Annotated in this window: 11 protein-coding genes; 9 read left to right on the top strand and 2 right to left on the bottom strand. The window is 69.6% G+C overall.

Going from position 1 to position 10,483, the window contains the following annotated elements; genetic code table 11:
* Nucleotides 1-8: 8 nt before the first annotated feature.
* The gene (gene gcvT / locus AB0A65_RS20530; RefSeq protein WP_359953361.1) at nucleotides 9-1,094 is read right to left on the bottom strand and encodes a glycine cleavage system aminomethyltransferase GcvT; all 1,086 of its coding nucleotides are present in this window, start codon (nucleotides 1,092-1,094) and stop codon (nucleotides 9-11) included.
* A 75-nt stretch (nucleotides 1,095-1,169) separates the two neighbouring features.
* Between gcvT and AB0A65_RS20525 the strand changes: the two genes are divergently transcribed.
* Nucleotides 1,170-2,627, top strand: coding sequence for a leucyl aminopeptidase (locus AB0A65_RS20525; RefSeq protein WP_359953359.1), 1,458 nt, complete (start codon nucleotides 1,170-1,172; stop codon nucleotides 2,625-2,627).
* 75 nt (nucleotides 2,628-2,702) lie between these two features.
* Here the strand turns inward: AB0A65_RS20525 and AB0A65_RS20520 are convergent, their stop codons facing one another.
* Nucleotides 2,703-3,035, bottom strand: a complete 333-nt coding sequence (locus AB0A65_RS20520; protein WP_359953357.1) for an oxidoreductase — start codon at nucleotides 3,033-3,035, stop codon at nucleotides 2,703-2,705.
* Nucleotides 3,036-3,255: 220 nt separating this feature from the next.
* Between AB0A65_RS20520 and lpdA the strand changes: the two genes are divergently transcribed.
* The 8 genes from lpdA (at nucleotide 3,256) to AB0A65_RS20480 (ending at nucleotide 10,455) form a co-directional block, all read left to right on the top strand.
* Nucleotides 3,256-4,644, top strand: coding sequence for a dihydrolipoyl dehydrogenase (gene lpdA / locus AB0A65_RS20515; protein ID WP_359953355.1), 1,389 nt, complete (start codon nucleotides 3,256-3,258; stop codon nucleotides 4,642-4,644).
* A 27-nt stretch (nucleotides 4,645-4,671) separates the two neighbouring features.
* The gene (gene sucB, locus AB0A65_RS20510) at nucleotides 4,672-6,393 is read left to right on the top strand and encodes a 2-oxoglutarate dehydrogenase, E2 component, dihydrolipoamide succinyltransferase (protein ID WP_359953353.1); all 1,722 of its coding nucleotides are present in this window, start codon (nucleotides 4,672-4,674) and stop codon (nucleotides 6,391-6,393) included.
* A gap of 192 nt (nucleotides 6,394-6,585) precedes the next feature.
* Complete coding sequence (locus AB0A65_RS20505; protein ID WP_359953351.1) at nucleotides 6,586-7,017, top strand: hypothetical protein; 432 nt, start codon at nucleotides 6,586-6,588, stop codon at nucleotides 7,015-7,017.
* Nucleotides 7,018-7,118: 101 nt separating this feature from the next.
* Nucleotides 7,119-8,087: an aminoglycoside phosphotransferase family protein gene (locus AB0A65_RS20500; protein WP_359953349.1), complete on the top strand. Its 969-nt coding sequence runs from the start codon at nucleotides 7,119-7,121 to the stop codon at nucleotides 8,085-8,087.
* A gap of 56 nt (nucleotides 8,088-8,143) precedes the next feature.
* On the top strand, nucleotides 8,144-8,959 hold the full coding sequence (locus AB0A65_RS20495; protein WP_359953347.1) for a class I SAM-dependent methyltransferase: 816 nt from the start codon (nucleotides 8,144-8,146) through the stop codon (nucleotides 8,957-8,959).
* Nucleotides 8,960-9,100: 141 nt separating this feature from the next.
* Nucleotides 9,101-9,376 carry a hypothetical protein gene (locus AB0A65_RS20490; RefSeq protein WP_359953345.1) on the top strand — a complete coding sequence of 92 codons (276 nt, stop codon included), beginning with the start codon at nucleotides 9,101-9,103 and terminating at the stop codon, nucleotides 9,374-9,376.
* A gap of 53 nt (nucleotides 9,377-9,429) precedes the next feature.
* The gene (locus tag AB0A65_RS20485) at nucleotides 9,430-9,858 is read left to right on the top strand and encodes a MarR family transcriptional regulator (protein WP_359953343.1); all 429 of its coding nucleotides are present in this window, start codon (nucleotides 9,430-9,432) and stop codon (nucleotides 9,856-9,858) included.
* Between the two features lie 15 nt (nucleotides 9,859-9,873).
* A complete protein-coding gene (locus tag AB0A65_RS20480) occupies nucleotides 9,874-10,455 on the top strand; it encodes an isochorismatase family protein (protein ID WP_359953341.1) in 582 nt (193 codons plus the stop codon).
* The last annotated feature ends 28 nt before the right edge of the window (nucleotides 10,456-10,483 follow it).

Below are 10,483 nucleotides of genomic sequence, written 5' to 3'. Positions count from 1 at the left end.
ACCGCGGTCTATTTGGGAGTGGCTTTCGTGAAGGGGGGCTTGACGACCCGCACCGCGAGGCGCCGCCCGCGGACGTCGAGTTCGAGCTCCGCGCCGGGCTTGTACGCGGCGTCGAGGAGCGCGAGGGCGACGCCCTTCTTCAGGGTCGGCGCGTGGGTGCCGGAGGTGGTCTCGCCGACCACCGTGTCACCGTCAAGAACGGTCATGTGGGCGCGCGGGACGCCCTTGCCGGTTGCCTCCAGGCCCCACAGACGGCGGCGCGGCCCGGCGGCCTTCTCGGCGTCGAGCGCGGCCTTGCCCCAGTACTCGGGCTTGTCCCAGCCGATCGCCCAGCCGAGGCGGGCCTGCACGGGGGTGATGTCGAGCGAGAGGTCCTGGCCGTGGAGCGGGTAGCCCATCTCCAGGCGCAGCGTGTCGCGGGCGCCGAGGCCGCACGGGGCGGCGCCGGCGACGAGCATCGCGTCCCACAGGTCCCCCGCGGCCTCGTTGGGGACGACCAGCTCGAAGCCGGTCTCGCCGGTGTAGCCGGAGCGGCAGACGATGACGTCGGCGTGGTCCACGAGGTGCTCGCGGAAGCTCATGTAGTCGTGCTCGTGGGGCAGGCCGAGGTATTCGAGGATGCGCGGCGACTCGGGGCCCTGCACGGCGATCACCGCGAAGGACCGGTGCACGTCGCGGACCTCGACGCCCTCGGGGGCCGCGGCGGCGAGGCGGCGGGCGACCTCGGTGGTGTTGGCGGCGTTGGGGATCAGGAAGACCTGGTCGTCGCCGAAGCGGTACGCGATGAGGTCGTCCACGACGCCGCCGGACTCGTCCAGGCACAGCGTGTACTGGGCGCCGCCGGGGCCGACCCGGTCGAGGTCGTTCGCGAGGCAGCGGTTGACGAACGCCGCGGCGCCCTCGCCGGTCACCCAGACCTTGCCCAGGTGCGAGACGTCGAAGACGCCGACGCCGGTGCGCACCGCCTGGTGCTCGGCGAGCACCCCGCTCGGGTACTGGAGGGGCATGTCCCAGCCGGCGAACTCGGCGAACTTGGCGCCGTGTTCGATGTGGCGGGAGTGCAGCGGTGAGGTGAGCAGCGACGGTTCGGACATGGGACAGAGCCTATCGTGCGCGTCCCAGTGGCTAGGATCGGAGCATTTGGTCCCCGAAACAGCTAAGGAACGATCGTGACTGATCTGCTGAGCGCCTCCGGCGACGCCGCGAACGCGGACGTCGAGGTCCTCGTCGTGGGCGTCTTCTCCGGCGAGGACGCGCCCGTGCTCCCCGAGAGCCTCGCCGGCGTCGACGCCGAGTTCGAGGGGCGCCTCGCCGCGCAGCTCGCTGCACTCGGGAACACCGGGGCGGCCGGGTCGCTCACCCGCCTGCCCGCGCCCGCGGGGCTCCACGCGGACCTCGTGTACGCGGCGGGCCTGGGCGACGCCGACGACCTCGACGACGAGACGCTGCGCCGGGCCGCGGGCGCCGCGGTGCGCGCCGCGTTCGGGAAGGCCGCCGTCGCGATCGCGTTCGAGGGCGACCCGGAGGCCACGGCCACCGGCGCGGCCCTCGGCGCGTACAAGTACGAGGGCTTCAAGACCGACGGCGGCGGTGACGCCGCCCCCGAGTCGATCGCGGTCTACGGCGCGTCCGAGGCGGCCGTGGCGCGGGCGCGGGTCCTCGGCGAGAGCGTCGCCCTCGTCAAGGACTGGGTGTCCTCCCCCGCGAACCTGCTGCGCCCGCCGACGTTCGCGATCGAGATCGAGCAGGCCGCCACCGCGGCGGGCCTGGAGGTCGAGATCCTCGACGCCGAGGCGCTCTCGGCGGGCGGGTACGGCGGCGTGCTCGCCGTCGGCGGCGGGTCCGCCGCGGAGCCGCGCCTGGTGCGGCTGTCGTACCGGCCCGAGGGCGCGCGCAAGCACATCGCGCTCGTCGGCAAGGGCATCACGTTCGACTCCGGCGGCTACTCGATCAAGCCCGCCGCGGGCATGTGGGAGATGAAGTACGACATGGCCGGGGCCGCGGCCGTGGTCGGCGCGACGATCGCCGCCGCGAAGCTGGGCCTCGACGTGAACGTGACGTGCACCGTCGCGCTCGCGGAGAACCTCGTCTCCGGCTCGGCGTACCGCCCCTCCGACGTGCTCACCATCCGCAACGGCATGACCGTCGAGATCCTCAACACCGACGCCGAGGGCCGCCTGGTCCTCGCCGACGCGCTCTCGCGGGCCGTCGAGGATGAACCCGACGCGGTCTACGACGTCGCGACGCTCACCGGCGGGCAGCTCATCGCGCTCGGCCGCCGCACCATGGGCCTGATGGGCACCGACTCCGAGACCGAGCGGGTCCGCCGCATCGGCGAGGAGACCGGCGAGCACGGCTGGCCCATGCCGTTCCCCGACGACATCGTCAAGCTCATGGAGTCCTCGATCGCGGACGTCTCGCAGTGCGCGGCGGGCCTCAAGCGCGACGGGCACATGATCCAGGGCGGGATCTTCCTGTCGAAGTTCGTGCCCGAGGAGATCCCGTGGGCGCACCTCGACATCGCGGGCCCCGCCGACTCCGACTCGGCGCACGGGTACACGGCGAAGGGCGCGACCGGGGTGCCGGTGCGCACGCTGGTGGCGCTCCTGGAGGAGCACGCCGCCTAGTTCACCGCCGCGTGGCGGGAATGTGCACGAGAATTAACGAACGCGGCCGGTCCGGGAGGGCCGGCCGCTTCGCGTCTACTGGCGGCGCTGCCGCTCCAGCTTCTTGCGGGCGTCGTAGTCCCGTTTGCGCTGCGGATAGCCGACCTTCGCGACCTCGTACACCGGCACGTTGTGCTTGCGGCCCAGGGCGAACGCGCCCGCGGGGCCGTCGACGCGGCGCCGCGTCCACTCGCCGTCGTGCGCGATGAGCATGACCGTGGTCTCCGTGACGGTGGTCTTCGGCTCGACGTACGCCTCGACGCCGGTGCGCGTGCTGATGAACTCGACCAGGTGGCGCTGGTCGCCGTTGTCGGAGGCGCGGTCCAGCGTCCCGTCGCCCTGCTTCTTCTTCCGTCCGAACCAGCCCACGACCGCTCCTCACGCACCCGCCGATGTCGACTTTCAAGCGTACACACGCGCTATGACGCCTGTGTCCAGCCGCACACGAACTTGACTTTCCGAAGCTCCCAGCAAGCGGTTGAATGGTGTTGCACACTCCAAGCACCGGGTCTGGGCGACCACGAGTACCGGCCGGTGGAAGGATGGGCAGCGAACCTAAGCATCCGTTAAGTGGCAAGTGGGGAGAGCAATGAGCGACCCGAACGCAGGATACGACGTCGTCATCCTGGGCGGCGGCAGCGGCGGCTACGCGGCGGCGTTCCGCTCCGCTGAGCTGGGCCTGAAGGTGGCCCTCATCGAGAAGGACAAGGTCGGCGGGACCTGCCTCCACCGCGGCTGCATCCCCACCAAGGCGCTGCTCCACGCCGGCGAGGTCGCCGACACCGCCCGCGAGTCCGAGCAGTTCGGCATCCTCGCGGAGTTCAAGGGCGTCGACATGCCCGCAGTGAAGAAGTACAAGGACGACGTCGTCTCCAAGCTGTACAAGGGCCTCCAGGGCCTGGTCAAGGCCCACAAGGTCGACTTCATCCAGGGCACCGGCAAGCTCGTCGGCCCGAACGCGGTGCAGGTCGACGGCGGGCAGACCGTCACCGGCAAGCACGTCATCCTGGCGACCGGCTCGTACTCCAAGACCCTCCCCGGCCTTGAGATCGACGGCGAGAAGATCATCGCCTCCGAGCACGCGCTGGAGCTGACCGAGCTGCCGAACAAGGCCATCGTCATCGGCGGCGGCGTCATCGGCGTCGAGTTCGCCTCCGCCTGGAAGTCCCTGGGCGTCGAGGTCGAGATCATCGAGGGCCTCCCCCGCCTCATCGCGGCCGAGGACGCCGACTCGTCCAAGCAGCTGGAGCGCGCGTTCCGCAAGCGCGGCATCAAGTTCCACACCGGCAAGTTCTTCGAGAAGGTCGAGAAGACCGCCTCGGGCGTCCAGGTGACCATCCAGGGCGGCACCGTCGTCGAAGGCGACCTCGTGCTCGTGGCCGTCGGCCGCGGCCCCGTCACCGCGAACCTCGGCTACGAGGAGCAGGGCATCGCCCTCGACCGCGGCTTCGTCCCGGTCAACGACAACCTCCAGACCGCGGTCCCCGGCGTCTACGCCGTCGGCGACATCGTCCCCGGCATCCAGCTCGCGCACCGCGGCTTCCTCCAGGGCATCTTCGTCGCCGAGCACATCGCGGGCCTGAACCCGGCCGTCATCGACGAGACCGGCATCCCGCGCGTGACCTTCACCGAGCCCGAGGTGGCCTCGATGGGCCTCAACGAGGACAAGGCCAAGGAGAAGTACGGCGCCGACAAGATCAAGTCGGTCAACTACAACCTCGCGGGCAACGGCAAGTCGAACATCCTCAAGACCCAGGGCTTCGTGAAGCTCGTCGCGGTCGAGGACGGCCCGATCGTCGGCGTCCACATGGTCGGCGCGCGCATCTCCGAGCAGATCGGCGAAGCGGAGCTGATCTACAACTGGGAGGCTTACGCGAACGACGTCGCCCAGCTGATCCACATGCACCCCACTCAGAACGAGGCGATCGGCGAAGCGGCGATGCTGCTGGCCGGCAAGCCGCTGCACGCCCACGACTAATCCACAACCGCAGGAGTTGAACGAACGATGCCGACATCGGTAACGATGCCCGCTCTCGGTGAGTCGGTCACCGAGGGCACTGTCACCCAGTGGCTCAAGAAGGAAGGCGACACCGTCGAGGTCGACGAGCCGCTCCTGGAGGTCTCGACCGACAAGGTCGACACCGAGGTTCCTTCCCCGGTTGCCGGTGTGCTGCTGAAGATCGTGGTCCCCGAGGACACCGACGTCGAGGTCGGCGGCGAGCTCGCCATCATCGGCGACCCGTCCGAGGCCGGCGGGGCCGCCCCCGCCGCCCCGGCGCCCGCGCCCGCCCAGGAGCCGCTGCCCGAGCCCGAGGCCCCCAAGGCCGAGGCCGCTCCGGCCCCCGCCGCAGCGCCCGCCGCTGCTCCGGCCCCGGCCGCCGCCGCGTCCGGCACCGAGGTGAAGCTCCCCGAGCTGGGCGAGTCCGTCACCGAGGGCACCGTGACCACTTGGCTCAAGGCCGTCGGCGACACCGTCGAGGTCGACGAACCGCTGCTGGAGATCTCGACCGACAAGGTCGACACGGAGATCCCGTCCCCGGCCGCCGGGACGCTGCTGGAGATCCGCGTCGCCGAGGACGAGACCACCGAGGTCGGCTCCGTGCTGGCGATCATCGGCTCCGGCGACGCCGCCGCCGCTGCTCCGGCTCCCGAGCCCACTCCCGTGGTGAAGTCCGAGCCGGAACCCGTTCCGGCCCAGGCCGTCTCGACGCCGACCGCTCCGGCCCCGGCCGCCCCCGAGGTCGCCGAGGCCCCGGTCGCGGCTCCCGCCGCCGCCCCGGCCGCCGCGCCGTCCGCTTCCAAGCCCTCCGGCTCCTACGTGACGCCGCTGGTGCGCAAACTCGCCGCCGACAACGGGGTGGACCTCGCGTCCGTCTCCGGGTCCGGTGTGGGCGGACGCATCCGCAAGGAGGACGTCCAGGCGCTCATCGACGCCAAGAAGGTCGAGGCCCCCGCGGCCGCCGCCCCGGCGAAGGCCGCTCCGGCCCCCGCCGAGGTCAGCCCGCTCCGCGGCCGCACCGAGAAGATGTCGCGCCTGCGCCAGGCCGCCGCCAAGGCGCTGCTCCAGTCGATGCAGACCACTGCGCAGCTCACCACGGTGCGCGAAGTGGACGTCACGAAGGTGGCGAAGCTCCGCGCGGCCAAGAAGGACGAGTTCCTCGCCCGCCACGGCGTGAAGCTCTCCTTCCTGCCGTTCTTCTCGATCGCCGCGATCGAGGCGCTCCAGCAGTACCCGGTCGTCAACGCCACCATGAACATGGAGGAGAAGACGATCAGCTACCCCGAGGCCGAGCACGTCGGCTTCGCGGTGGACACGCCCAAGGGCCTCATCGTCCCGGTCGTCAAGAACGCCGGCGACCTGAACATCCCGGGCCTGGCCAAGCGGATCGCCGAGATCGCCAAGAAGGCCCGCGACGGCGGCCTCGCGCCCGACGACCTGTTCGGCGCGACGTTCACCATCACCAACACCGGCTCGGTCGGCGCGCTGTTCGACACGCCGATCGTCCCCGTCGGGCAGTCCGCGATCCTCGGCACCGCCGCGATCGTCAAGCGCCCCCGCGTGATCAACGACCCCGAGCTGGGCGAAGTGATCGCGGTGCGCTCGGTCATGCACCTGACCCTGAGCTACGACCACCGCCTGATCGACGGCGCCGACGCGGCCCGCTACCTCGAAGCGGTCACCAAGCGCATCGAAGAAGGCAACTTCGAGCACCAGCTCGGCCTGTAAGAACGCTTCACGGGGGCGCGGCGGGAGTGATCCCGCCGCGCCCCTTGGCGTTTCAGAAGTTACCAGCGAGGAACATGACTCATCCGCAAGTTTCCTCCCCAAACCGCGCCGATTACCCGTAACCGGAATGTCGTGTCTTCGTTGTTCCTACAACCCACCTTTTGTGACCCCACGCGGAAGTTAGGAACTCGAATGTCGATCGAGTACAACGAACTCCTCGCCATGCTGATGGAGACCCGCCCCGAATTCGCCACGGACCTGTACAACTTCACCGACGGCCCCGACCTCCCCGACTACGACGACATCGCCGTCAGCCGCAGGACGCTCACCCTCCCCGATCAGCCGAACCGCCTGCGCGTGTGCGTGGCGGCGGCCTACTCCAAGGACGGCGAGCGCGTCATCGCGGTCCTCTTCGACGCCGTCCTCGAACCCGATCCGGCGCAGGCGGACTCGTGGCTCCAGTTCATGACCGACGCGCAGCGCGCGCTCAGCTGCATGGTGGCGTTCGTGGTCCTGTGCCGCGACGCCCGCACCGCCAAGTGGGCCCTCACCCGGAGTGAGGTCGGCGACATCGGCTGCTATGTACTGCCCGTGGTCATTCCCTCATTGCTCGCGAGCGCCTAGAATAGACCCGGCCCTCGCTGCCGCCCCCACCACGGCCGCGAGGGCCGCTTCACGCCCCAAAACCGATTGCGGGCCTGGTGAACAGGGGTCAGACTCTCCACATGTCCCGATTCGGAGAGACCGTCCCGTACGACCGCACCGCCGTCCGCACCGGCTGGGAGACCCTCCCGGAGGCCGTGCGCGCCACCGTGGTCGAGGAGCTCGGCGGCCCGCCCGCCGAGATCCGCATGGCCGGCGGCGGCTTCGGCAGCGCCTTCGCCGCCCGCGTCCGCTCCGACTCAGGCGCCGAGCTCTTCATCAAGGCCGCGGGCCCCGACCGCCCCTGGGCCCTCGCGGCCTCCCGCCGGGAAGCCCTCGTGAACGCCGCTCTCCCCGCCGACGTCCCGGCCCCCCGCCTGGAGTTCGCCGCGGACCTCGACGACTGGACCGTCCTCGGCTTCGAGTGCGTGGACGGCAAGGCCCCGACGTTCCCCATGTCCCCGGGGGACCTCGACCTGATGCTGGAGGCATGGGCGAAAGCGGCCGAGGCTCTGACCCCCGCCCCGGAGTCCCTGCTGAACCTGGGCGTCCGAGCCGACCCGATCGACGACAAACTCCGCCAGTTCACAGGAGTAGCGGAGGGCACCCAGGAGCGTTTCTTCGTCCCGGACCCTCTGAGGCATCGACTCACCGACCTGGCCGAATTGGAATCGGGCATTGAAAAGGCGATGGAGTCCGACGCCGTGATGCACTTCGACCTGCGCCCGGACAACATGATCGTGGGCGCGTCCCAAGCCTGGATCTGCGACTGGAACTGGGTCCAGGTCCACTCCCCCTGGTTCGACACCGCCTGCTTCCTCGTCGCCGCCCACGGCGACGGCCACGACGCCGACGCCCTCTTCTGGGCCCACCCCACCGCCGCCGGCGTCACCCCCGACCAACTCGACACCGCCCTCGCCTCCATCACCGGTTACTACCTCGGCGAGTCCGCCCACCCCCCGATCCCCGACGTCTCCCCCTATCTACGCCCCCACCAACGCTGGAGCGGCCTCGCAGCCGCCGACTGGCTCGCCCAGCGCCGCGGGTGGTGACCGTATGGTGGAATCCTTCTCCCAATAATTGATACGGCGGAGGTAGTCTCTGCGCCATGGCACATGAGACTGCGAAGTACATCCACGGTCACCACGAGTCGGTCCTGCGCTCGCACACTTGGCGCACCGCTGAGAACTCGGCGGCGTACCTGCTGCCGTACCTCAAGACCGACCACACGATCCTCGACATCGGCTGCGGGCCCGGGACCATCACCGCGGACTTCGCCGAGATCGCCCACGACGGGCACGTGACCGGGGCGGACTACATCGCAGACGTGCTGCCGAAGGCCGAAGCCGCCGCGGCCGAACGCGGGCTCACCAACACGACGTTCGAGCAGGCCGACGTCCACAGTCTTCGGTTCGCTGACGACACGTTCGACATCGTCCACGCGCACCAGGTGCTCCAGCACGTGAGCGATCCCGTTCAGGCGCTGCGCGAGATGCGCCGCGTCGCGAAGCCCGGCGGGCTGATCGCGGTGCGCGACAGCGACTATGCGGCCTTCACCTGGTTCCCCGAGTCCGCGGGGCTCACCCACTGGCTCGACCTCTACGAGACGGTCGCCCGAGCGGGCGGCGGCGAGCCCGATGCGGGCCGCCGCCTCAAGTCCTGGGCGCTCAAGGCCAGGTTCCCCGAGACGGCGATCGAGGCGACCTCCTCCACTTGGACGTTCTCCGACGAGCCGGACCGCACTTGGTGGGGCGGCCTCTGGGCCGACCGCAGCCTCCACTCCGACTTCGCCAAGCAGGCCCTCGACGGCGGCCACGCCACCGCCGAAGACCTCCAGGCGATCTCCGACGCCTGGAAAGCCTGGGGCGCCTCCGAGGAATCGTGGCTGATGATCCCCCACGGAGAACTCCTCTGCCGCGCTTAGCGAGACCTCCCCGGGAACCCGAGACGAGTTCCCGGGGAGACCCCGCCCACAGCTCCCTGCTTTTCATCCTGGAACTGTCGGTAGTCGTCCATAACCTCTGAGTTGCAGCAAGCACAACTGCGCAACCAGAGGAGCAACCCGATGGAGACACCCAAGGCCGACCACCCCGAACTCGATCAACTCGCCGACGCCATCACCACCCTCGCCGGGGCCCGCCACCGCATCCCGCTGACCCAGCTCCTGCGCGAGACGGCCCTCAACGTGCTGATCCTCTCCCGCATCGCCTCCAACCGCCTTCCCGACCGGTTCCGCAAGGACGACGTCGAAGCAGCAGCCGACCACCTGGTCACCCAACTCCGCCACGCCGCCTGGGAACTCCCGCCACCGCCGATAGAACTCCCGGGACCGCCGCCATAGGCAACTATTCAAGCAAGCTTGATAAACCAAGCTTGAAGAACTACGATCAACGCATGGCAGACGACTCGGCATCGAACATCGCCCGCGACCTGCGGGCGGTGTTCGGCCGCCTCTACAGGCGCTTCAAGGAGCTCTCCGACAACCAGGGCCTGACGCCGTCCCAAGCGTCCCTCCTCAGCCGCCTCGGCAAAGAAGGCGACGCCTCCGCCAGCGCCCTCGCCGCCGCCGAGCGCGTCCGCCCCCAAGCGGTCGTCCCCACCCTCGCAGCCCTCCAAGAACGCGGCCTCATCCAACGCCGCCCCGACCCCGCCGACGGCCGCCGCCAACTGATCTCCCTCAGCCCCGCCGGCCGGACCATGTTCCAAGGCGCCCAGCAAGAGGGCGACGAATGGCTGACGAAGGCGATCCAAGACCGCCTCACCCCCGCCGAGAAACAAACTCTCGCCGAGGCCCTGACCCTCCTAGAACGCCTGACCGATTAAAGAGAGACAGAGCAAATGCCGATAACAGTTCTCGACAAGAAGACAGCCCTGCTGGTAATCGACCTGCAAAAAGGAGCCGAATCAAGGCCAACGGCCCCGAACCCGCTCTCCGAAGTAGTCGCGAACTCCAACAAGCTCGCAGAAGCCTTCCGCTCTAGGGACCTCCCGGTTTTCCTGACCCGCTTCACGGTCGACCCCGACGGCGCCTCCGCGACCCCTGGCCGAACCGACCTCGGCCCCCGCGCCTCCCAGCCTCTCCCCCAAGGCTGGGACGACTTCCTCGACGACTTCGTCACGTACCCGACCGACATCGTCATCCCCAAGCGCAACTGGGGCTCCTTCTACGGCACCGCCCTCGACCTTCACCTACGCCGCCGAGCCGTCACCCACCTCGTCCTCACCGGCATAGCCACCAGCCTCGGAGTCGAATCCACCGCCCGCTCAGCCCACGAACACGCCTACAACCTCACCATCCCCACAGACGCCACCACTGACCTCACCCCCGAATCCCACACCCACGCAACAACAAAGATCTTCCCCTTGATAGCCGAAACCGGCACCACTGAAGAACTCCTGAACACCCTGTCCACCAGGTAGATCGCCGCCAGTAGAGCAGAGGCACCAC

It is taken from the genome of Glycomyces sp. NPDC047010, from assembly GCF_040644205.1.
Lineage (GTDB): Bacteria > Actinomycetota > Actinomycetes > Mycobacteriales > Micromonosporaceae > Glycomyces.
The sequence above is the reverse complement of the archived record's forward strand: the minus strand, read 5'-3'. Positions and strand labels throughout refer to the sequence as shown.